Below are 22,342 nucleotides of genomic sequence, written 5' to 3' on the forward strand. Positions count from 1 at the left end.
AGCCTTATCGGTTGATGTGGAGTCTGCGCAGGGCTATCCAGCATCAGCCAGCAGTCTGCGTAGGGCAACTGTGGCAATATGTTGGGTGGCAGGGGCATGATGCACGTGTTAGCCGAGACCGCAGTCGCCACAATAAGGCCGATGCTGTCGCCAGAACAGTTGCGCCGTCTTTATAAGCAGAAGAGCGAGAGCGGCCGAAAGACCGCTACGCGCAACGGCCTCTGGATAGCGGTGGCCGCTTACCTTGCATACTCTTTCACCGATTATCTCTTTATTGGCGACGTGGTCCGGTACACGATCGCCGGTCGATTGGCGGTTGGCGCCGGTGCGCTGTGCGTGTTGGAACTCTTGCTCTACTGCAAGGCAAAAGCCGATACGGTCGATACGGCTGGGGCGGTGTCCGTGCTGGCAGCTTATCTTGTCTGGCTTCTCACCGCTCAGATGACCACGGTCACGGACGCCTTTTCATACTATATGGTTTTTGGCTCGATCTTTATGATGAGCGTCAACCTGTTCTTCAGTTTCCGGTTTCCGCTAGCTCTTGCGGCCTCCGTAACGAACATGCTCATCTTCATCGGCGCCCTCTGTTTGTTCGCGCCGATGCTGCTTCTTCATAAGCTGATCCTCGGTGCGTTCTGCATTTCTTGCTTTATTTTTACCTCTTACGTGAACCTTCAACTCAACAGAGAGCGCTATAAAGTCTTCCTGAATGCTCTTGAAGCGAGTTTGCAGCAAGCTGCTGCCGACGAAAGAGGTAGGGCTCTTTTGCATCTCTCGAACACCGACTCGTTGACCGGGCTGGAAAATCGCCGGGCGATTGATCAACGTCTGCGTGACTACTGGCAACGCTGGCAGGACCATAGGGCGCCCTTTGCCGTCCTGCTTATCGATGTCGATTATTTCAAACACTATAACGACTGCTACGGCCATCAAGAAGGTGACCGGTGCCTTGTCGCTGTCTCGCAGCTTCTCCAAAGCGTGGCCTCGTCCTGGGGCTCGATTATCGGGCGATACGGAGGTGAGGAATTCATCGTCATCACGCCAATGCCGAATTCGCAAAGAGCGACCGACCTGGCAGAAGCAATTTGTGCTGACGTCCGAGCGTTGGCCTGGCCACACGAGCACAGGCGGGACGGGACCGCCGTAATCACCGTGAGTGTCGGCGTGTCCTATACGCGGGATGAGACCAAACAGGTCGACAAGGTCGTCCATGAAGCCGATCGCGCGCTTTATGCCGCCAAGGCAACGGGTCGCAACACCCTCGTGGTCTTCGATCCCGAAGACCCGCAGAGTAGCGATGACAGCGAGGATATAGCCGCGACGTTGAAAATTGCGATTGAACACGGGCTTGTCTCACTCGTCTATCAGCCGATCCGCAACATTCAGACAGGCAAGACGGACGGCGTTGAAGCTTTGATGCGTTTGAGGATGTTGGACGGGACGCAGATACCACCTGCTATGTTTATTCCAGTTGCGGAAAGGACAGGTTCGATTGTTGAACTCGGCCGGTGGGCAATCCGCACCGTTTGCCGAGACCTGTTGGCAACCGGCTTGGTGCAAGTTGCCAGCGTCAACGTTTCGCCGATTGAACTTAAAATGCCAGGTTTCGCCAGCTATGTCGCTGCGACGCTCGCAGAATTCGGCGTGACGGGTGCTCGGCTTGCTTTCGAAATTACAGAAGGCGTTGAGCTGGAAATCGACCAGACCGTGGTTCGTTGCATCAGCGACCTGAGAAAGCTAGGCGCTCAAGTCTGGCTGGACGACTTCGGCACAGGGTTTGCCGGGCTCTCGTGGCTTCGCCTCATAGAATTCGACACAGTCAAGATCGATCGATCCTTCCTCCATGATTGCAACACGGAAAAAGGGAAGCGGATGTTGCTTGACATCATCAGCCTGCTGCGCAATCGCGGCGTAAGGATACTCATTGAAGGCGTTGAGACCATTGAACATCAGCGGCTGATGCAGCAGTACGGAATCAACCAGATCCAAGGATATTACATCGGACGGCCCGCGTCGGCAGCTCAGCTTGAATCTGACAACGTGCTGCCGTTCGGCCTGGTCAGGAAGGTTTGATTCCGAATGTCTATTTCGGAATAGGCCATATGTTATGTTGGTCACGGCGGCAGACGCCCGTGGGCGGATGGAGGGCTGCACGGCACTCCCCTCGCTTTGAGATGCGTTCGACCTAGAAAATCTCCAGCACCGGACTTTCCACCACCTTCCCCGTCACCACATCCGCAATCCCCCGGTCCGTTAGGTGCGGACCCGCATTGCAGGCGAGTGTTGCGCCGAAACAGGCCTTGAAGACGCGGTAGGGTGGCTTCCAGTCGACGATTTTGTCCATGGCCTTGCGGATTTCGGCAAAGGCTGAGGCGGTGTCCTTCAGTGAGGCGTCGGTGACGAGGCCGGAGAGCGGGAGCGGCAGGATCGACTGGATTACGCCGTCCTTGGCGACTGCCATGCCGCCGCCGGCTGCTATGACGGCGTTGGCGGCGAGCGCCATGTCGGCCGCATTGCCGCCGAAGACGGTGAGGTTGTGGCTATCATGCGAAACGGTGGTGCAGAAGGCGCCGCGCCATTCGCCCCAGCCGGTGAGAAAGCCGATGCGCGGGGTGCCTCCGGCTTTTCCGTGGCGATGCGCGACGGCGATCATGGCGCTGCCGGCCGGCGGCACGACGAAGCCGTCTTGGACTTCCGTTTCGGCTTCGCCCCATTGCGTGAAGCGCGGACGGTCGATGGTAGCGATGCGGACGCGCGCGCCCTTCGCAGGGACGCGGAAATCATTCTCCGTCAGCGGCGGTAGCTTGATGGAGTTGACGAGCGGCGCCGTATCGAGCGGCTGAACGGCCGCCTCCATGCTGCCGTTGCGGGCGACGATGCGGCCGTCTGATATGACGAGGCGTGCTCGGAATTCCGTGAGATCCTCGAAGAGAACGAGATCGGCGCGGCGGCCCGAGGCGACAAGGCCGAGATCGGAACGCTTCAGCCGCTCAGCGGCGTTGAAGGTCGCGGCCCGCAGTGCCCATTCCGGTTTCATGCCGTAGCGCACCAGGCGGCGGGCGACATCGTCGAGGCCGCCGCTTTGGTAGAGTTCATCGGGAAAGACATCGTCGGTACAGAGCGTAACGGTGGAGGGCAGCTGGCCGAGACCGTTCAGCACCTCGACGAATTCCTGCAAGAGATGATCGTGAGAGCCGCGCAGCTCGATCGTCAGGCCGGCGGAAAGCTTGGCGGCGAGATCGGCGCCGGAGGTGAGTTCGTGGTCCGAGGTGACGCCCGCTGCCATGAAGGCGTTGAGGTCAGCGCCTTCGAGGCCCCGAGCATGGCCGCAGACGAGCTTGCCGGAGGCAAGGCCAGAGTTGACGATAGCGCTCATGCGTGGATCGCCGTCGATGACGCCGCGCATGTTCATGACTTCGGCAACGCCGCCGACAGCGGGTGAACGCAGCATCTCGGCAACGACGGCGGCATCGAAATCGGCGCCGGCAAGTTCCAGGCCCGGTGCAGACGGCACGCAGGAGGGGGCGAGCAGGATCATGCGCAGCGGCAATGCACGTGCCGCCTCGATCGCCCAGCGCACGCCGTCGAGGCCATGGACGTTGCCGAATTCATGCGGATCCCAGACGGCCGTCGTGACACCGCGCGCCAGCACGGCGCTTGCATATTCTGCCGGTGTCACCATCGAGCTTTCGACATGCATGTGCGTATCGATCAGGCCCGGCGTCAGGGTGGCGCCGGTCGCATCGATGATCTCGATGGCATCCGTTCGGCTTGCCGGCGTATGGACGCTTGCGATGAGCGCGCCGACGAGGCCGATATCAGCCTCCCGGATCAGGCCTGTCACCGCATCGAGCAGCCGGCCGCCGGTGATGAGCATATCAAAGGGAGCGTCGCCGCGGGCGGCGGCAACTGCCCGGGCGCGCAATTCGGGATCGTTGAGATCGAAAGGTTCCTGACGAGGAATGGCGTTCATTTGCGGGCCTCGTTGACCAAAGCGGCGAGAATGATGGTACGCGCCTTCTCGACGTCGATATCGGCGGCGAATTGGGCGTTGAAGGTCGCATGCGTGGCGCGGGTCTCGACGACGGTGCGGCCACGGGTGAGGGCGCCCTGCAGTTCGACGTCGATGCGGGCGGGGCGGAAGCTAACGATATCGGGGGCGACGAAAGCCACGGCGGCTGAGGGATCGTAAATTGCCATGCCGGGACGACCACGGCTGGTGCCGATGCCTATATAACCGGCGAACATGTCGGCGATCAGTTCGGCATTGGCGCCGCCGGCACTGCGCACCGGCTCGGCATCTTCGGGCCTTGCAACTATCTTGCGGCAGAGATCGAGATCGACCATACGCAACGGCAGGCCATGGGCGATAACAATTGCCAGCGCCTCGGGATCGGCGAGCGCGTTGAACTCGGCAGAGGCCGTATGGTTGCCCGATGTGACGCCGCCGCCCATCCAGACGATGTCGGTGATGCGCGCGGCAAGATCGGGGCGGGCGAGCGCCACGGCGGCGATATTGGTGAGCGGCCCGAGCGCCAGGATGCGGTGGGGTCCGTCGCCGTCGAGCCAGCGGCAGAGCGCGGTGAAGGCATCGCTCTCGGCACTGGGAGGGGCCTTCGGCAGACTGGTGCCTGACGTCGGAATGCCGGTTTCGCCGAGGATCGCCTGGGCGGTTTCGGGCTTGCCGAGAACAGGTGCTGCACGACCGGTATGGACGGGGAACGTCCAGCCGAAGGCGCTGGCGGCGCCTGCGGCATTCGCCCGCACCTGCGGCAGCGGCGTATTGCCGAAGACCAGCGAGACGCCGTCGATCTGATATTTCGACTGCGCCACCACCAGAATGGCGGCGATGTCGTCGAAGCCCATGTCGGTATCGATCCATGCACCCATGATGTCACCCGAAGCGCTTGAGGTTGGCCGCTCTGGCGACCGGCAGATTGAAGGCGAGCTCACTGCCGATCTCGTGCGGCGGCAAGCTCGCGTCGATTTCAGCCTTTATAGGCCCAAGCGGCGTTTGGAGGAGGTATTCGCGTGTATTGCCGGCGAAAGACGTGCCGCGCACCGTACCTTGGAACGGACCGGAGCCGATGGTCACCGTACGCGGGCGCCAGGCCAGGCCGGCCACAGCCTGGGGCGGCGGTTCGGAGAGTGCTGCGGGGCCGTGCGGCGTCACAAGTTTTCCGTCCTTCAGAGCGAAGACATTTTCGAAGCCGACGAAATCGGCGACGAAGGCGGAGGCGGGATTGTTATAGATCTCCTCCGGCGTGCCGATCTGTTCGATGCCGCCGTTCAGCATCACGACGATGCGGTCGGCGAGGGCCAGGGCTTCCACCTGATCGTGAGTGACGAAGATCATGGTGACGCCGGTCTCCTTCTGCACGCGCTGCAATTCCGCGCGCATTTCGAGACGAAGCCGGGCGTCGAGGTTGGAGAGCGGTTCGTCGAGCAGCAGCACCTTCGGCTCCATCACCATGGATCGCGCCATTGCGACGCGCTGCTGCTGGCCGCCGGACAGTTCGGCAGGCTTTCGGCCGGCGAAGCTGGTCAGGCCGACGGATTTCAGGCCGGCGCCGACGCGGGCATCGAGGTTCGCGCCCGAAATGCCCTTGAGGCGCAGGCCGAAGGCGACGTTTTCGTAGACCGTCAGATGCGGGAAAAGCGCGTAGGACTGGAAGACGAGGCCGACCGCGCGTTTGTTGGCGGAGACGCGGGTTATATCGGCGCCGTCGAGGCCAATGCGGCCGGAAGCGGGCTTCAGCAGGCCGGCAATGGCGCGCATCGTTGTCGTCTTGCCGCAGCCGGACGGGCCGAGAAGAGCGACGAGCTCGCCCTTGGCGATCGCAAGGTCGAGATCCCTGACGGCGACCGTATCACCATAGCGAAGCGTCAGCTTGTCGAGTTTGAGATAGGCATCAGACATAACGCGAGAATCCCAGGAAGCGTTCGGCGAGGAAGACGATACCGATCGAGAGGAAAGCGAGAAGGGCGGAGAGCGCCGCGGTCGAAGGATCGTAGGTGGTTTCCATATAGCCCAGCATGTCGATCGGCAGTGTCCGCACACCCGGGCCGGAAAGGAAGAGCGAGACCGGCACCTGATTGAAGCTGGTGACGAAGCCGAGGATGAAGGCGGCCAGGATGCCGCCGCGGATATTCGGCATCACCACGCGGAAGAAGGCACCGAGCCTGGAGGAGCCGAGCAGGACGGCTGCTTCCTCGATATCCGCGCGCAGATTGTCGAGGCTCGCCGAAACGACGCGCACGGCATAGGGCAGTACGAGGGCCGCATGGGCAAAGAACAGCGCAAGCGTGATGTTGAAGCCGAAGGGCACGACGAGATAACGCAGCAATGCCAGGCCGACGATGATGCCGGGGACGATGATCGGCAGCGAGACGATGGTGCGGACGGTTTCGGCGGCGGGCATTGGGTAACGCGACAAGGCATAGGCGGCCGGGATGCCGAGGATGAGGGCTGCGAGCGTTCCGAAGACGGCAAGGAACAGCGACATGGCGAAGCTGTCGCGGAAGCTTTCGATGGTGAAGACCTTCATCACCCAGCGCAGCGACAGGCCTTGCGGCGGAAAGGCCAGCGTATCGCCCGCCGAGAGCGAGGCGGCAATGATGATCAGGAACGGGCCGATCAGGAAGATCAGCAGCAGGAGGAGCACGACAGGCGAAAGGAGACGGATGCTCATCTGCGGCTCCTCGCCGTCGCAAGGCGTTTCAGCAGGATGTTGGCGGCAAAGCTCATGACGATCAGGATGAAGGCGATGACGCTTGCCGAGACGAAATCATTGGCGACGGACACCTGCTGATACATCAGCGTTTCGAGCATCAGCACCTTGGAACCGCCGAGGATGGCCGGCGTGATGTAGGCGGTGAGCGAGCCGGTGAAGACGAGCGTGCCGCCGATGACGAGACCCTCGCGCGTCAGCGGCAGGACGACTTTCCAAAAGGCCTGCAACCAGTTGGCGCCGAGCACGCGGGCAGCCGGGATCGCATCCCTCGGGATGTTTTCGAGCGCACTGATCAACGACAGGATCATCAGCGGCAGGAATAGCTGCAGGAGGCCGATGAAGACGGCGGTCTCGGTGAAGAGCAGGCGCAGCGGTTCGGCGCTGAAACCGAGGCCCGTGATCGCCTGGTTGACGATACCGGTGCGGCCGAGAATGACAATCCAGGCATAGGTGCGGGCCACCGGCGAAATCATCAGCGGTAGGGTGATGAGGCCGATCATGCGGCCTTTGCCGTTCGCCGGCAGGTTGACGATGGCAAAGGCTGCGGCGTAGCCGATGACGGCCGAGACGGCGGTGACCTCGAGGGCGAGCCGGAAGGAGCGCAGGAAAACGGTGCGGTTCAGCGTCTCGGAAAAGAAGCCGGTATAGGCCGACAGCGTCCAGGCACCATCGGCGCGGAAACCCTCCGACAGCAGGATTGCGACGGGCAGCAGAAAGACCACCGTCGCAAAGACGGCTGCCGGCAAGGCAAGCGCCAGGGCTTCCGCGCGGTTCTGGAACATGAGACGCCTTTCGAGGAGAGGAGATGGCCCCGGCGAGCGGCCGGGGCGGGTTCATGCGGGCTCTACTGGCCGACCTTCTCGTTCCAGGTCTTCAGCCAACCGGCGCGGTTGTCGAGGGCGATGGCGGAAGGGATCAGTTTGAGGCTCTTGGCCGTTTCCTCGCCATAGGTGAGGTTGCCGGCCGCAGCTTCCGAAAGCTTGACCTCGCTATTGGCGGGGCTGTCGATCAGCTTTTCGGCGAGCTTGGTCTGGATCGCGGTCGAAAGCCAGAAATCCATGAACTGCATGGCGAGATCCTGGTTTTTCGAACCCTTGGTCAACACCAGCACGTTCATGCCGCCGGTCTGCCCCTCCTTCGGCGTTGCCCAGGCGACGGGAAGGTCGAGCTTGGTGAAGCCGGCCCAGGAGAAACGGCCGATGGGGGCTGCCCAGATTTCCTCCTGCTGCATGAGCTGCACGAGCTGCGAGGACTTTTCATAGAAGGTGACGATGTCGTCCTTCTTTTCGCCCAGCGCCTCAATCGGGCCTTGCAGATCAGGCGTATCCTTGCCGAGCGACAGGCCCAGCATATAGAGCGCCGGCGGGCCCTGATTGGTTGTGACGTTCGGGAAGGCGACATGGCCGACATATTCCGGCTTCAGAAGATCGGCCCAGGACTCGATTTTCATCTTGTCGGAACGATAAGCGATCGACGTGGCATAGAAAGTGTAGCCGACGCTCATGCCGTCGCCGTTCGGGTCCTTGGCGACGTCGTAGAGCTTGTCGAAATTGGCAAGTTTCGTCGTATCGATCTTGTCGGTCAGTCCGGCGCGCGATGCGGCAAGCGCATCCGCCATCGAAACGGCGGCGAGATCGACCACGGGGTTGGCCTTGTTCGCCTCCATCTTGGCCAGCCGCTCGACGCTGTTGCCGGTCTCGACCACCAGCTTGCAGCCGCATTGGGCTTCGAACGGATCATAGACCAGCGTCTTGAAGTCGTCCTGGGCGAAGGCATAGACGGAAATGGTCAGCGTTCGTTCGGCTGCGGAGGCGGCAAACGGCGACAGTGCGGCGAGTGCCGCCGACGCCATGAGAGCTTTTTTCATCTTACATGTTCTCCATCTCTGAGGTTTTTGTTGCCGGACTCGCAGGCCCGGATGATTGGCGGACAATCAGCTGCATTGCGACGCGTTCGATTTCCGCGGTAACGAGCACGCCTTCCCGGACGCGGCTTTTTCTGATGGTATCGGCCAGCGCCGATACGGCAATTCCGGCAATTCTATCCATGTCCATCCTTACCGTCGTCAGCGACGGTGTGACAACAGGCGACCAGATGAGGTCGTCGAAGCCGGTGACGCTGACATCGCCGGGAACGCTGATGCCGGCCTGCTGCAGCTCGGTCAGCGCGCGCAACGCCTGCAGATCGGAGAGAGCCGCGAAAGCGGTAAAACCCTCCCGCACCTTTTCGGCGAGGCCGAGCGGACAGCCGCTGCCGCCATCCTGCTCCACCTTCCCGATCCACAGCGTTTCGGCATGCATGCCCGCGTGCATACCGGCGCGAATCCCATCGGCGCGGTCGTTCTGAACGCTGGATTCCTGGTTGTTGCCGATGATGAGGATGCGCTGGTGGCCGAGGTCCGCGAGATGGAGAGCAATTTCGCGGCCGCCCTGCCAATGGTCGGCTGAAACGGTGTTGCCTGGCGTCGAGGGGGTGTCGATGAGAGCGACTGGGCAAGCGGCGGACGAAATGCGGGTGGCGCGGCGGGGAACAATGATCAGGCCGTCGACGCCGCGTTCGACGAGACGATCGATCGCCTCGGTCTGGGCGGCAGCATCGCCACGGGAGTCGGCGATCAGCACGCCGTAACCGGCGATGGAGGCGGCATATTCGATCGCCTGTGCGATCTTCGGAAACAGAGGATTAGCGATATCGGGCAATACCAGGCCGAGAACGCCGCTGCGGCCGGTCCTAAGCGCTCGGCCGGCCTGGCTCGGGACATAGCCCAGTTCGGCGGCATGTTCGCGGATCCGTTCGACCAACGGGCCGGAGACCCGACCTTTACCGGAAAGCGCATTGGAGACCGTGGCAATGGAAACGCCGAGGGAGGTCGCAATCCTGCTGAGGTTCGGTCCGGAGCGCGATGACGCCATGATCTAGCATTCTGATTAATCGTTTAATCAGTCCTATAGCAGCTCCTTCTGCTTGTCGAATCCAAATTCGTCTGGGGCGCGAGTATTCCGGGATATTGCCGGCAATGAAAAACCCCGCGAGGCAATCGCGGGGTTTGGTAATTTCAGAATGGCGAAAAGCCGCTCAGCTCTTGGCCTTTGCCGGCACAGACGCCACCGTCGCGGTGGTCTTGCCGCCGGGTGCGTAGCCCCCGCCGACCGCGATGTTCAGCGAGACGTAATCCTTGGCCATCTGCTGGACCGCCTGGGCAAGGCTTGCCTGGGCAAGCGAAACCTGGCGCTGCGCATCGAGAACGTCGAGCAGCGACGAGGCGCCGTCCTTGTAGGACGCGGTCGATAGTTCGAGCGTTTCCTGAGTGGTCTTCACCTGGGCCTGTAGGGCGGCGACCGTTTGGGCGTCGCGCCGGACAGCCGCGAGTGCGTTCTCGACCTGTTCGACCGCAGACAGCACCGTCGACTTCCAGTTGAGATAGGCGGTCGCGGCAGTGGACTGGGCCGACTTGACGTTGGCGCGCAGACGGCCGCCATCGAAGATCGGCAAGTTGAGGGTCGGACCGAAGGACCAGGGGGTCAGGTCGCCATGGATGCCGCGCTGGTTGATGTAGGACGGCGAGATCGAGCCGCTGAGCGAGATGCTCGGATAAAGCTGGGCCTCGGCAACACCGATATTGGCCGTTGCGGCGGCGAGATCGCGCTCGGCGACGCGAATGTCGGGACGGTTGCGGATCAGGTCCGCAGGGATGCCCGAGTTGATGCCGCCACGGAATACTGGCTGACCGCGGCCCTTCAGCAGCTCATTGACGAGGGCCGAGGCCGGTAGGCCGAGCAACGTGGCGATGTGATGGGCCGATATGCGGATGTTGGTTTCGAGGCCGGGAATTTCAGCGAGCGTCGACTGTACGAGGCCTTCGGCCTGAACGACATCGAGACGCGAGGCAGCGCCGGCTTCCAGCTGGAACTTGGTCAGTTCGTAGGTTTCCTGACGAGACTTCAGGTTGGCCCTCGAAAGCGCCAGACGCTGCTGATAATAGCGGACGTCGATATAGCTGGAGACGAGATCCTGCACGAGGGTCAGCTTAGCAACATCAGCCGACGCGTAGGCGGAGTCGAGCGAAGCGAGCGCGCTTTCGGTGCTGCGCTTGTAGAGCCCGAAGAGATCGAGCAGCCAGCTCAGCTGGACGTCGCCGGCGCTGGTGTTGCGCGTGTCGAACTGCGTGCGCAGTTCGCCCCTCTGGCCGCTGACCGTGTGAGAGGCGCCGACGTTCAGATTCGGCAGGGCGCCCGCTCCGGCGACAGTGACGTTTGCGGAGGCCGCGTTGATACGTTCGATCGCCTGCTGGACCGTCAGATTCTGATCAAGGCCGGCCTGAACATAGCCATTCAGTTTGGGGTCGTTGAAGGCGGTCCACCAGGCTGCGGTAGCAACGTCGCCTATACTTTTTGTTCCGCCTTCTCCGAATTTAGCGGGCAGCGGCATTTCAGGAGGAGCATGATCCGGGCCAACAACGCAGCCCGACAGTAATAACAATAATGCCGGTGTGGCAAAACGAAGAGATACCATTCATTTCATCCTGTACTCGAGCAAGTCAATTCTTGTCCGAAGCTTCATGCTTCACTATCGCAGCCGCGCCTCGTCCAACCACAAACACACACACCGAAGCAGTCGGGCGCAATGTAGCAATCGGAACAGCATTATCACAGTGCATTTATATCACACTCCTGCCGCATTTTTGTCGCGTGTGGCAAAGATGCGTCGAATGACGACGTAGAAGGACGGCACGAAGAAAATTCCGAGCATCGTTGCCGACAGCATGCCGCCGAGAACGCCGAGGCCGATAGCGTTCTGGGCCGCCGAGCCCGCGCCCGTAGCGATCGCCAGAGGCACGACGCCGAGAATGAAGGCAAGCGATGTCATGATGATCGGCCGCAGGCGCAGCCGCGCCGCCTCCAGTGTCGCCTCGAAAAGCCCCATGCCGCTTTCCGTGCGATCCTTGGCGAATTCGACGATCAGGATCGCGTTCTTCGCCGCCAGGCCGATCGTGGTGAGCAAGCCGACCTTGAAATACACATCGTTGGACTGGCCGAAGAGTGTTGCCGCCGCCAGAGCACCAAGGACGCCGACCGGCACTGCCATGATTACCGAGAAGGGGATCGACCAGCTCTCGTAAAGCGCTGCCAGGCAGAGGAAGACGACGAGAACCGAGATTGCATAGAGCATCGGCGCCTGTGAGCCGGAAAGGCGCTCCTGGTAGGAAATGCCCTGCCAGGCGACGGTGTAACCGCCGCCGAGTTGCTCGGTCAGCGCTTCCATTTCGTTCATGGCATCGCCGGATGACACGCCGGGCGCGGCGGCGCCATCGAGCGGAATGGCGCTGACGGCGTTGAAGCGGGCAAGCGAAGGTGCGCCCTTCACCCATTCGGTTTTGGTGAAGGCGGAGAAGGGCACCATCTCGCCGGCCGTGTTGCGGGCATACCAGTGATTAAGATCGTCCGGCTGCATGCGGAAGGGCGCGTCGCCCTGGACGTAGACCGGCTTGATCTCGCCGTTCAGGGTGAAGTCGTTGACGTCGCGGCCGGTGAAGATGATCGACAACATCGAATTGACCGAGGCGATGTCGACGCCCATGGCGCCGATCTTCTCCTGATCGAGCACGATGCGCATCTGCGGCTCGACTTCCTTGTTGCTGCTGCGCAGCGCCACGATTTTACCCGAGCTGTTGCCCATCTGGATCAGCCGCTTGGAAGCAGCCGTCAGCGCGTCGCTGCCGTGGCCGCCGGTATCGACGAGATACATGGAAAAGCCGCTCGACACGCCGAGGCCCTGAATCGCCGGCGGCAGGAGCGCGAAAACCTGTGCCTCGCGCATCGCAAAGAAGCTGCGCAGGGCCCGGTTGACGACCGACTGGGCGCTCAGATTTGGATCGGTGCGCAGCGAAAAATCCTTGAGCTTGGTGAAAACGATGGCGCTGTTCTGGCCGGAGCCGCTGAAGCCAAAGCCGAGTGCGCCGAAGACGGACTCGACGGCATCCTTCTCCTTCTCGCGATAATAGTGCTCCACCTTCTCGACGACGGCCTGCGTCTGCTGCGTGGTCGAGCCTGGCGGCGTGGTGACGATGGTCAGCAGCACGCCCTGATCTTCCTGCGGCAGGAAGGAACTCGGCAGCCGGGTGAAGAGATAGGCACAGCCGGCGCCGACGAGAAGGAAGACCAGCATGACGCGGATCGGCCGCTTCAAGAGATAGCCGATAGTCCAGACATAGCCGTTGGTCGAGCGCGTGAAGTTGCGATTGAACCAGTCGCCGACGCGGTGTTTCCCGTGTTCGCTGACCGGCTTCAGCATCGTGGCGCAGAGCGCCGGCGTCAGCACGATGGCGACGAGCGCCGACAGCAGCATGGCCGAGACGATGGTGATCGAAAACTGGCGATAGATGATGCCGGTCGAGCCGCCGAAGAAGGCCATCGGAATGAAGACGGCGGTCAGCACGAGCGCAATGCCGACGATGGCGCCGGTGATCTCGCCCATCGATTTCTCCGTCGCTTCGAGCGGCGAAAGCTTCTCTTCGGACATGATGCGCTCGACGTTTTCGACGACGACGATCGCATCGTCGACGAGAAGGCCGATCGCCAGAACCATGGCGAACATCGTCAAGGTATTGATCGAATAGCCGGTGGCCGCCAGCACCCCGAAGGTGCCGAGCAACACCACCGGAACGGCGATGGTCGGAATGAGCGTGGCGCGCAGATTCTGCAGGAAGACGAGCAGCACCACGAAAACGAGCACGATTGCCTCAATCAGTGTATGCACGACCTTCTCGATCGACAGCTCCACGAAGGGCGTCGTGTCATAGGGATAGGTGATCTTCACACCTTCCGGCAAGGTGCGGCCGATGACATCGAGCGCGGATCGAACGCGTGCGGCGGTATCGATGGCGTTGGCGCCGATTGCGAGGTTGACGGCGAAACCGCTCGAAGGCAGGCCGTTGTAGCGCGAACTGCCGCCGTAGCTTTCCTGACCGATCTCGATGCGCGAGACATCGCTCAGGCGCACCGTCGCGCCGTCCTTTTCGACCTTCAGGATGATGTGCTCGAAGTCGGCGACGGTGGTGAGCTGGCTTTGCGCGGTGATGGTGACATTGAGCTGCTGACCGGGGATCGTCGGCTGGGCGCCGAGCGAACCGACGGAGACCTGGGTGTTCTGCGCCTGGATCGCTGCTGTGACGTCGCTCGGCGTCAGCTGGTATTTCACCAGCTTGAAGGGATCGAGCCAGATGCGCATGGCGTATCCGGAACCGAAGACGTTGATGCTGCCCACGCCTTCCAGGCGCTGGATCTGGTCCTCGATGGAGGTCGACATGATGTTGCCGAGATCGACCGAATTGCGCTTGCCGTCAGTTGAAACGAGCGAGCCGACGAGGAGAATGCTCGAAGTCGAGCGCGTCACGCTGATGCCGGCATCGATAACGTCGCCCGGAAGCTGCGACTGGACCAGCTGCAGCTTGTTCTGCACCTGCACCTGGGCGATGTCGGGATCGATGCTGGTTCCGAAGGTGAGCTGGATGCTGGCCGATCCGGTCGACGAAGTCGAAGTCATATAGGTGAGGTCGTCCAGGCCGGTCATGCCGTCTTCGATGATCGTCGTTACCGATTTTTCGACGGTCTCGGCGCTGGCGCCGCGATAGGTGGCGTTGATGCGCACCGTCGTCGGGGCGATGTCGGGATATTGCGAAATCGACAGGGTGAAGATCGCCAGCAGGCCGGCGAGCATGATGGTGATCGCAATAACCCAGGCGAAAATCGGACGTCGGATGAAAAACTTGGCCATTGGTTGTTCCTGTGCGGCTGAGACGGTGACGATGCGGCCTCGCAGCGATTACTTCGCTGCGGGCTTCTCAGCGTCACCGGCCGCGGGCTGCTCGGCAGCCACGACCACGCCATTGTCGTTGATCTCCATCGGAACCGGCTTCACCGGCATGCCCGCCGTGACCGACTGCAGACCGGTGACGACCAGCTGATCGCCGTCCTTGATGCCTTCGGTTACCAGCCAGGAATTATTAGAGGGCGAGCTGTTCTCGAAGGCGCGGGTTTCGACCTTGCCGTCGGCGGAAACGAATTGCGCCGTCAACCGGCCGTTGGCGTCACGGCTCGTCGCCAGCTGCGGCAGCGCATAACCGGTTTCGGCGCCGAGCGCGACCGTGGCGCGGACATACATGCCGGGCAGGACGATGCGATCGGGATTGGGGAAGAGCACACGGATGATGAAGGTGCCTGTGGTCTCGCTGACCACCTGCTTCGACATGTCGAGCTTCCCCTGCTGATTATATTCCTTGCCGTCTTCAAGGATCAGGTGGAAGGCGACATTCTCCGCGCCCTTGATATCGCCGGCGGCCATCGCATCGCGCAGCCTCAGCAGGTTGGTGCTCGATTCCGTCAGCGAAATATAGATCGGATCGAGCTGCCGGATCGTCGTCAGCGCCGTCGTCTGGTTGGCCGAGACGACGTTGCCGATATTGTAGGCGGTCTGGTCGATGACGCCGTCGAAGGGCGCGACGATCTTCGTATGGTCGAGGTCGATCTGTGCCGCGGAAAGGGCAGCCTTTGCCGCCTCGACCTCGGCCTTCGCCTGGAGAAGCGTCGTTCTCGCCGTCTCGTATTCGATTTGGGTGGCGCCGCTGCCGACGAGGCGCTGGTAGCGTTCGAGATTGCTTTCAGCGCTCGGCACGCTCGCCTCGGCCTTGGAGATGGCCGCCTTAGCCTGCTCGACGGCGGCGATATAGGGCGCATCCTCGATCTGATAGAGAAGGTCGCCCTTCTTGATCTCGCCGCCTTCCTTGAAGGCGATCTCGCGGATGATGCCGCTCACCTGCGGCCGGATATCGGCCGTCTGGAAAGCTTCGGCGCGGCCAGGAAGAATTGTCGTGATCGGGAAATTCGCCTTCGTCAAGGCGATCACACCGACGGGGATCGCCTGCTGCGCGGCCGCGCCGGCATTGCCCGCGGGCTTGCCGGCATTGTCGCTGCAGGCGCCAAGCAATGCGCCGGCCAGCAGGGCCGAGGAGATGAGGACGGCACGCCGAATCATTCTGAATTCCCTCATGCGGTGGCAATCGCCGTTCGATCCACGGGCCCGGCCGGGCCGAGCGCAGGCTTATGTAAGCGTCAGGATGAGCTTGGCCTCAAATGCCATAATCCCGAGTCTAACAAAAGCTTTACGAAGTGACGTAAGTCAGCAACCGTCACTTAGCAAGCGCTATTTTGCAGTGCGGCATCGACGAAGCCGACGATTTCCTCGGCACGATGCACCAGCGTCTCCTTGTCGTCGCGGACGATGAGGACAGGGTGCAGCACGCAGGCAAGCACATCGGCGACGGTCTGCGCCGCACGCTCGGGATCGCGGCAATGATAACGTCCTTCCACCATGCCTTTGCGGATGATCTCGCCGATTTTCTCCTCGATACGGGCGCGATAGCGATTGCCGGCTTCGAGTTTGGCTTCGATGGTCGAAAGCACCATTTCGAAGATGTAAGGGCTCTTCTGGATATCCTGCAGATGGCCCTCCAGCAGGCGCAGGACGAAGCGAAGCAGTTGCTCTTTCGCGGGCATGGTCTGGTCGAGAGGGACAAAACGCTCGGCGGCATTGTCGAGATGTCGCCCGGCGATGGCATCGACCAGTGCCACCTTGGAACGGAAATGCTTGAAGACATTGGCGGGCGACATGTGCAGCGCGCCTGATATATCGGCGATCGACACCGCGGCGAAGCCACGTTCGCGAAACAGCATCTCCGCCATGGAGAGGATGTCCTGTCGCGTTTCCTCGGCCTTGCGTCTCGGCCTTCTTACCATCCGTCCCCCGCCGGGCCGCGCCCGGTATCCCTTTTTGCCGATGCTAGCGCTATTCAGCGAAAACTGCCAAGCCGATGCAAGGCCCGGCGGCTCTCGTGTCGCCTTTTCAAGGGAAATAGCGGGCGAGATTGTTTCGGACACGGGCAAGCGGCGTCTCGCCGCTATTGTCGGGAACAAAGCGCTCGCCGGTTATCGCCTCGTAGGCCCTGATATAGACGGCCGAGGTCTGCTCGATCAGTTCGGTTGGGATTTCAGGGATTTCATCCTTGTAGGGGTCGCAACGCTCCGCCACCCAGGCGCGGACGAAATCCTTGTCGAAACTTTCCGGCCGCTTTCCGGCGGCAAAGCTTGCCGGGTAGCTGTCGGCAAGCCAGTAGCGGCTGCTGTCCGGCGTGTGGATCTCATCGGCGAGGATGATGTTGCCGTCGCCATCGGTGCCGAATTCATATTTGGTATCGACGAGGATCAGGCCTCGCTTCGCGGCCATTTCCTGGCCGCGGGCAAAGAGCGCAAGCGCATATTTCGACAAGGTTTCCCACTGGTGGCTGGTCAGAAGTCCTCGCGTGACGATTTCGGCAGGCGTCAGCGGTTCGTCATGGCCTCCGTCGAATTCCTTGCTGGTCGGCGTAATGACCGGTTCCGGCAGGATCTGATTGTCGCGCATACCGTCCGGCAGACGCATGCCGTACATCTCCCGCTCACCCTTCTTATAGAGGGTCAGGATCGAGGTGCCGGTGGTGCCGGCGAGATAACCGCGCACGACGATTTCAACCGGCAGGATGTCGAGCCGCTTGCCGATGACCACGTTCGGATCGGGATAGTCGAGCACATGGTTCGGGCAAATGTCCTTCGTCGCCTCGAACCAGTAACGTGCGGTCTGCGTCAGCACCTGGCCCTTATAGGGAATACAGGTAAGAATACGGTCGAAAGCGCTGAGGCGATCAGTGCTGACGATGATGCGGCGTCCGTCGGGAAGGTCGTAATTCTCGCGCACCTTGCCGCGATAGTAGTTCGGCAGTTCCGGGAAATGGGCTTCGGAGAGGATTCGCACGGCGTTCGACTGTCCTTGTCTTTGGCTGAAGGCTTCCTGCTCTAGTTTCATTACCGGCGAAGTTCAAGCCGAGCCGACTATGGCATCACAGCCAGAACAGAACCAGAAGAAACAGAGCGAGGCCGTAAGTTGCGACGGCAAGCGGCCAGCCGGCCCGCGGGAAGTCGCTGAAGCGGTAGCCGCCGACGCCCATCGCCAGCGTGTTGTTGTGATGGCCGAAGGGCGTCAGAAAATCGAGCGAGGCTCCGACGGCGACCGCGATCAGATAGGCGTCGGGTGCGTGCCGCCCGATCTTCGCAAATTCGAGTGCGATCGGGGCGAGCACGATTGCGACGGTCGCGTTGTTGACGAAGGGCGTCAGCGCCATCGCGAGGAAGAGGATGAGGGCGATGCCGGAAAGCGGATGGTTAACCGGCACGATGAGGCTCAGCCAGCCGGCAATGGCTTCGGCCGCCCCGGTGCTGGCCACTGCCTGGCCGATCGGAATCATCGCCGCGAGCATGATGATGATCGGCCAGTTGAGGTCGGCCATCCCCTGCCGGATGTTGAGATGATTGAGCAAAGCGAGGACGAGGACGACACCCGCAAAAGCGACCTCGGGATGCAGGCCCGCCGCCGACGCCGCGACGCCGCAGGCAAATAATGCGAAAGGCCGCCAGGAGAGGATGGCCGGTTCGGCTAACGCTGTCGGAGCAAGCGGCAGGCACTCGCTTTCCTCCAGCGCTTCGGCGATTGCCGAGCGCGGCCCTTCCAGCGTCAAAATATCGCCGATCGACAGTTGCAGATCGAGAAAGCGGCCTTCGATGCGCGGTGTGCGCATGGAAAGAGCAGTGACTGCGATGCCGCGATGGTGGAAGACTTCGAGCGAGCTGATGCGCGAACCCACCAGCGTGCTTTCGGGCATGACGACGGTTTCGACCCGGGTAAAATCCGGCGGCGGACCGTCCAGATGGGCATCAGCCACCAGCGATTGTGTGGCGGCAAGGCCGGCAAAGATGTCATCGGCGCCTTCGGCAAGCAGCACGTCGCCCGCGCAGACCATCGACTGGTCGAGCGGGCCAAACACAAAATTGCCGTTACGGATCAGCGCGTGCGGTTTGATGCCGAAGCGGGTCAGACACTCGGAAAGCCGTGTGCCGATCAGCGGCGAAGCATCCGGAATGCGACGTTCGACGACGATGCGCCGCGAGCCCTGGGCGAGCGTTGCCGGCACTGCGTCAGGTTCCGGAAACAAGTATCGGACCCGAACGGCGATGAGCAGGATGCCGGCGATTGCGACTGGCAGCCCGACATAGCTGAAATCGAAGAAATGAAAGCGCGCACCGGACGTCTTGGCAAGCGCGTCGCTGACGAGCAGGTTGGCCGGCGTGCCGATCAGCGAGACGAGGCCGCCGAGCAGGGCGGCAAACGAGATGGGCATGACGAGCTGACGGCGGGGGATTGAGAGTGCCACGCCGAGCCGCAGCGCCACCGGCAAGGTGATTGCAAAGGCGCCGATATTGTTCATGAAGATGGAAAGAACGCCGGCAAGCGAGGAAGCGCCTGATATGATCTTGAAGTTCGAGGGTCTTGCGGCCGCGACACGCGCAGCGAGGTTGTTGAAGAGTTTGGCGCGCGCCAGCACCTGAACGATCAGCAGGATTTCGATGACGGTGATAACGACGGGGCTGGCGAAGCCCGCGAAGATCTGGTCGGCCGGATAAAGTCCGAGCGCATATCCGGCGAGCAGGCCGGCAATCGCAGTCACCTCGATGCGTATGCGCTCGAGCGAGAAGAGAATGAGCATCGCCAGCAGAAGGATCAGCAGGGATGCTTGCTCGAACGACATGGGCGGATCCGGTGTTTCATCGATGGGGGTATGTCGCTGTACCGGAACCGCTGCAGATTTCCGGGTGACTGCCTTGGGCGGACTGTAGTCGTTCCTCATCTGCTGTACAGAGGCGCCAGCCGGCAAAAATTGAACAATCTCATGTCTTCGATCGGGCCGAAACCTGCCAGCGACCCCCGGCATTCCGCTCCAGCAGGGGCGTTGCGAAGACACCGCGGATGCGCGCGACCCACTGCGGCCCGGCGGCTGCGAGGCTATCGCGCCACCGCTCCGATTGCAGCATGGCCGCGCCGATAACGACAGGTTCGATGCCGCAGGCCGTCAGCAGGTCAAGGCCCGAGACGATCGAGGCGCCGCTGGAAATGACGTCGTCAATCAGGGCGACGCGCCGTCCGGTCAGCAGCGGCAGCATGCGCGGATCGATATAGAGGCGCTTGTCCTGTGTCGGGGTGGTGATCGAAGACAGAGGAACGGAGAGTTCGTCGCGGTACCAGAACTTGCGCGAGGTGCCGAGAGGGACGTAGCGGCCGTGGCCGAGCTTCTGCGCAACGGCGGCGGCAAGCGTCAAGCCGAGCGTCGGCAGGCCGGCGACGACATCGACGCCCATGGGTCTGATCTTTTCGGCGAGACCGTCGGCCAACGCGTCGAGGACGGCGAAGCTCGCCTGGTTGACGATCAGCGAAGCGAGGGCGTGATCGCCATCTGCCAACACGCGTATCGGCAGGCGAAGCTGGCGGCCGTCTTCCAGCGTGGCGACATAGAAGGTGGTGAATTCCCGATCGTCGGGAAAGGTGCCGGGCGGATGGATCTCCTGCCAGAATTCATGCGGCTCGATCTCCGGCACATCGGTCAACGTCTCGCCCTTTCCATGCCGGCTCGTCGACGCAACCCCTGCAACTCTGCCTCTGTCAACGCACGCACGGCGCCCTTTGGAAGTTCCCCGAGTTCGAGCCCGCCGATGGCGACCCGCACAAGGCGCAAGCATTCGGTGCCGAGCGCCTCCAGCATACGGCGGATCTGGCGATTGCGGCCTTCATCGAGCTCGACCTCGATCCAAGAGTTCCTGTCGCCCTGGCGCAGGCGTCGTGTGGCGGTTGCCGTCAGCAACTCGCCGTCATGGCGGATGCCGGATGTCATAGCGGCAATTTCCTCGTCGTCCATGAGGCGGTCGATCTGGACATGATAGGTTTTCGTCACATGGGTGATCGGATCGAGCAGGGTCTGGGCGAACTCGGTGTCATTGGTGAAAAGCAGCAGGCCTTCGCTTGCCTTGTCGAGCCGGCCGACCGGAGAGAGGTGCGGGATGTCGAAATTCTTGAGGCAATCATAGACCGTCGGCCTGCCCTCGGGGTCATGGCGGGTCGTGACGAGCCCGCGTGGCTTGTTGAGCATCAGATAGATTTTCGCCTCTGCAGCGATGACAAGTCCGTCGACACTGATCCTCGCCGTCGAAAGATCGACCCATGCAGAGGCATCGCTGACGATACGGTCGTCGACGGCCACGCGGCTTTCGGCAATCAGCCGTTCGGCCTGGGTACGGGAGCAATAGCCGAGTTTGGAAAGGGCGCGCGGAAGGGTGACCCGCTTGCCTGCCGTGTCGGCGGCAGGCTTCAGCCGCTCGCGCGTCTTATGTGATGGGCGCCGATCCCTCATCTGCCATCCCTGTCCAGCCTCGATGCCGCTTCTTGGCACGAACCGCACAACGATGCCAGCATGACAACTAAAACCAGGGAATGATGGGGTTGCAAAAACGACGTCAGCGCCTCGGATAAAGCGCCGTCTGGGCGAAAAACCTGTCGCTCGCGCCGCCTTAGCGGCAGGCCATGAAGCCGGCGAGCTCCTTGCGGCTGACGACGATGCCGGCAGCGGCTTTCGCCGGGTCGGGATGAGTATAGGACAGGCTTGGCATTTCCGGCAGCTCGAGCGCCTGACGCATATTCATGATGCCGACCGCGTAACGGCCGTTGACGCCGTCGACGCTGACTTCAATGATGCAATTGGCCCTCTTGTTTTCCATTGTCGTCCTCCCTTTCGTTTTTATGTTCCACCCCTTGCATTAAAAATTGGTTTTTCTGAGACATAAGCATTTACGCACCCTGCCAAAGATTGATCGGCGGAGTGCGTAAAAAAGTCGGCTCCTGGGCGGATTGAGGGTTTAGTGCCACCAATGGCGAGGCTGCGGCTGTGAATTGCCGGACAGCAGGTAGCCAAAGAGGAAGCCGACCGCCCCGGCAAGCACCAGTGCGGTGGTCGTTGCGGCCGCATGCTCGCGGGCGGCGCCCGCAGCGGCTGCTCCTTCGGCCCGGATTTGGGCGACGGCGTTTTTGGCGCGGGGCAGGGCTTCATCGTAGGCCTTGCCGGCGCGGCCGCGGACTTCGTAATAGGCCTCGGCGCCTTGGGCGGAAATCATCTTCTGCAGACGAGAGACTTCCTGCTGGAGCGCAGCGATGTCCTTGCTGACAGATGCTCTGATGTCATCGGTGTTGGCAGCCATGTCGGTCTCCTTCCTTCAATGGGAAAGACAACACCTCAAACGGTGATAGGTTCCGAAATTGCAGCTGCTGATTTGTGACGGAAATTTAAAGCTCGCCGGCCGGCGTCAATTTAATCCTCGATTAACTATAAATTGGCTCAAAGCTCTGTTTTCACGCGATCTTTCGCCGGTGACGGGTGGCAATTCGAGGATTTTTTGACCAGCCGATAAAGAAAACTTCGGAAATTTGTCGCGAAAACGCCGCCTGTGGATAAGGAACCTGGAGAAAATAGCAGTCAAATCAGCCTGTTACAAAAATGTCAAAAAACTTTTGGAATGGCAGTTGACTTAGAAAAGGGGAAGGTTCTATAAGCCCACTCACTGAACGAGGGCGGCGGCGCTGCTGGCGACGAAGTCTTTCGTTCTAAAGAAACTCAAGCGGATTGGCGATTGCTGGTTTGTGTT

Annotated in this window: 18 protein-coding genes; 1 reads left to right on the top strand and 17 read right to left on the bottom strand. The window is 61.5% G+C overall.

Annotated features, from left to right (window positions below; genetic code table 11):
• Nucleotides 1-96: 96 nt before the first annotated feature.
• Nucleotides 97-2,073, top strand: a complete 1,977-nt coding sequence (locus HJC04_RS14130; RefSeq protein WP_409078114.1) for a putative bifunctional diguanylate cyclase/phosphodiesterase — start codon at nt 97-99, stop codon at nt 2,071-2,073.
• Between the two features lie 112 nt (nt 2,074-2,185).
• On the opposite strand, the gene HJC04_RS14135 is transcribed toward HJC04_RS14130, so the two are convergent.
• From HJC04_RS14135 to HJC04_RS14215, 17 genes are all read right to left on the bottom strand, one after another.
• Nucleotides 2,186-3,973: an adenine deaminase gene (locus HJC04_RS14135; RefSeq protein WP_221146493.1), complete on the bottom strand. Its 1,788-nt coding sequence runs from the start codon at nt 3,971-3,973 to the stop codon at nt 2,186-2,188.
• Complete coding sequence (locus tag HJC04_RS14140; protein ID WP_210629976.1) at nt 3,970-4,890, bottom strand: nucleoside hydrolase; 921 nt, start codon at nt 4,888-4,890, stop codon at nt 3,970-3,972. The genes HJC04_RS14135 and HJC04_RS14140 overlap by 4 nt, the downstream gene beginning before the upstream one ends.
• A 4-nt stretch (nt 4,891-4,894) precedes the next feature.
• The gene (locus tag HJC04_RS14145) at nt 4,895-5,920 is read right to left on the bottom strand and encodes an ABC transporter ATP-binding protein (protein ID WP_221146494.1); all 1,026 of its coding nucleotides are present in this window, start codon (nt 5,918-5,920) and stop codon (nt 4,895-4,897) included.
• Nucleotides 5,913-6,692 (bottom strand): ABC transporter permease, encoded by a 780-nt coding sequence (locus HJC04_RS14150; RefSeq protein ID WP_221146495.1) that lies wholly within the window; start codon nt 6,690-6,692, stop codon nt 5,913-5,915. Before HJC04_RS14150 ends, HJC04_RS14145 begins: the two co-directional genes overlap by 8 nt.
• On the bottom strand, nt 6,689-7,516 hold the full coding sequence (locus HJC04_RS14155) for an ABC transporter permease (protein WP_210629979.1): 828 nt from the start codon (nt 7,514-7,516) through the stop codon (nt 6,689-6,691). The genes HJC04_RS14150 and HJC04_RS14155 overlap by 4 nt, the downstream gene beginning before the upstream one ends.
• A 62-nt stretch (nt 7,517-7,578) precedes the next feature.
• Nucleotides 7,579-8,601, bottom strand: coding sequence for an ABC transporter substrate-binding protein (locus HJC04_RS14160; protein WP_221146496.1), 1,023 nt, complete (start codon nt 8,599-8,601; stop codon nt 7,579-7,581).
• 1 nt (nt 8,602) lies between these two features.
• Entirely contained in the window at nt 8,603-9,646 is a 1,044-nt protein-coding gene (locus HJC04_RS14165) for a LacI family DNA-binding transcriptional regulator (RefSeq protein WP_221123015.1), read from the bottom strand.
• 163 nt (nt 9,647-9,809) lie between these two features.
• The gene (locus HJC04_RS14170; protein WP_210629982.1) at nt 9,810-11,246 is read right to left on the bottom strand and encodes an efflux transporter outer membrane subunit; all 1,437 of its coding nucleotides are present in this window, start codon (nt 11,244-11,246) and stop codon (nt 9,810-9,812) included.
• Between the two features lie 150 nt (nt 11,247-11,396).
• The gene (locus tag HJC04_RS14175; protein WP_210629983.1) at nt 11,397-14,507 is read right to left on the bottom strand and encodes an efflux RND transporter permease subunit; all 3,111 of its coding nucleotides are present in this window, start codon (nt 14,505-14,507) and stop codon (nt 11,397-11,399) included.
• A gap of 48 nt (nt 14,508-14,555) precedes the next feature.
• Nucleotides 14,556-15,764: an efflux RND transporter periplasmic adaptor subunit gene (locus HJC04_RS14180; RefSeq protein WP_221146497.1), complete on the bottom strand. Its 1,209-nt coding sequence runs from the start codon at nt 15,762-15,764 to the stop codon at nt 14,556-14,558.
• Between the two features lie 158 nt (nt 15,765-15,922).
• On the bottom strand, nt 15,923-16,525 hold the full coding sequence (locus HJC04_RS14185) for a TetR family transcriptional regulator (protein ID WP_210629985.1): 603 nt from the start codon (nt 16,523-16,525) through the stop codon (nt 15,923-15,925).
• Between the two features lie 106 nt (nt 16,526-16,631).
• Complete coding sequence (locus HJC04_RS14190) at nt 16,632-17,576, bottom strand: phosphoribosylaminoimidazolesuccinocarboxamide synthase (protein WP_221123021.1); 945 nt, start codon at nt 17,574-17,576, stop codon at nt 16,632-16,634.
• Nucleotides 17,577-17,661: 85 nt separating this feature from the next.
• Nucleotides 17,662-19,404 carry an SLC13 family permease gene (locus HJC04_RS14195; RefSeq protein WP_221123018.1) on the bottom strand — a complete coding sequence of 581 codons (1,743 nt, stop codon included), beginning with the start codon at nt 19,402-19,404 and terminating at the stop codon, nt 17,662-17,664.
• A gap of 139 nt (nt 19,405-19,543) precedes the next feature.
• Entirely contained in the window at nt 19,544-20,257 is a 714-nt protein-coding gene (locus HJC04_RS14200) for a phosphoribosyltransferase (RefSeq protein ID WP_210629987.1), read from the bottom strand.
• A complete protein-coding gene (locus HJC04_RS14205) occupies nt 20,254-21,057 on the bottom strand; it encodes a pseudouridine synthase (RefSeq protein WP_210629988.1) in 804 nt (267 codons plus the stop codon). The genes HJC04_RS14200 and HJC04_RS14205 overlap by 4 nt, the downstream gene beginning before the upstream one ends.
• Nucleotides 21,058-21,214: 157 nt before the next feature.
• Complete coding sequence (locus HJC04_RS14210; protein WP_064804680.1) at nt 21,215-21,421, bottom strand: hypothetical protein; 207 nt, start codon at nt 21,419-21,421, stop codon at nt 21,215-21,217.
• 138 nt (nt 21,422-21,559) lie between these two features.
• Nucleotides 21,560-21,898, bottom strand: a complete 339-nt coding sequence (locus HJC04_RS14215) for a hypothetical protein (RefSeq protein WP_085779272.1) — start codon at nt 21,896-21,898, stop codon at nt 21,560-21,562.
• Nucleotides 21,899-22,342: the final 444 nt, after the last annotated feature.

Origin of the sequence: Rhizobium sp. NLR8a (assembly GCF_019685235.1) — a bacterium.
Classification (GTDB): Bacteria; Pseudomonadota; Alphaproteobacteria; order Rhizobiales; family Rhizobiaceae; genus Rhizobium.

Coding starts and splice junctions, on each gene's coding strand:
- HJC04_RS14130 (WP_409078114.1), top strand. CDS start 97: ATGATGCACGTGTTAGCCGAGACCGCAGTCGCCACAATAAGGCCGATG.
- HJC04_RS14135 (WP_221146493.1), bottom strand. CDS start 3,973: ATGAACGCCATTCCTCGTCAGGAACCTTTCGATCTCAACGATCCCGAA.
- HJC04_RS14140 (WP_210629976.1), bottom strand. CDS start 4,890: ATGGGTGCATGGATCGATACCGACATGGGCTTCGACGACATCGCCGCC.
- HJC04_RS14145 (WP_221146494.1), bottom strand. CDS start 5,920: ATGTCTGATGCCTATCTCAAACTCGACAAGCTGACGCTTCGCTATGGT.
- HJC04_RS14150 (WP_221146495.1), bottom strand. CDS start 6,692: ATGAGCATCCGTCTCCTTTCGCCTGTCGTGCTCCTCCTGCTGCTGATC.
- HJC04_RS14155 (WP_210629979.1), bottom strand. CDS start 7,516: ATGTTCCAGAACCGCGCGGAAGCCCTGGCGCTTGCCTTGCCGGCAGCC.
- HJC04_RS14160 (WP_221146496.1), bottom strand. CDS start 8,601: ATGAAAAAAGCTCTCATGGCGTCGGCGGCACTCGCCGCACTGTCGCCG.
- HJC04_RS14165 (WP_221123015.1), bottom strand. CDS start 9,646: ATGGCGTCATCGCGCTCCGGACCGAACCTCAGCAGGATTGCGACCTCC.
- HJC04_RS14170 (WP_210629982.1), bottom strand. CDS start 11,246: ATGGTATCTCTTCGTTTTGCCACACCGGCATTATTGTTATTACTGTCG.
- HJC04_RS14175 (WP_210629983.1), bottom strand. CDS start 14,507: ATGGCCAAGTTTTTCATCCGACGTCCGATTTTCGCCTGGGTTATTGCG.
- HJC04_RS14180 (WP_221146497.1), bottom strand. CDS start 15,764: ATGATTCGGCGTGCCGTCCTCATCTCCTCGGCCCTGCTGGCCGGCGCA.
- HJC04_RS14185 (WP_210629985.1), bottom strand. CDS start 16,525: ATGGTAAGAAGGCCGAGACGCAAGGCCGAGGAAACGCGACAGGACATC.
- HJC04_RS14195 (WP_221123018.1), bottom strand. CDS start 19,404: ATGTCGTTCGAGCAAGCATCCCTGCTGATCCTTCTGCTGGCGATGCTC.
- HJC04_RS14205 (WP_210629988.1), bottom strand. CDS start 21,057: ATGAGGGATCGGCGCCCATCACATAAGACGCGCGAGCGGCTGAAGCCT.
- HJC04_RS14210 (WP_064804680.1), bottom strand. CDS start 21,421: ATGGAAAACAAGAGGGCCAATTGCATCATTGAAGTCAGCGTCGACGGC.
- HJC04_RS14215 (WP_085779272.1), bottom strand. CDS start 21,898: ATGGCTGCCAACACCGATGACATCAGAGCATCTGTCAGCAAGGACATC.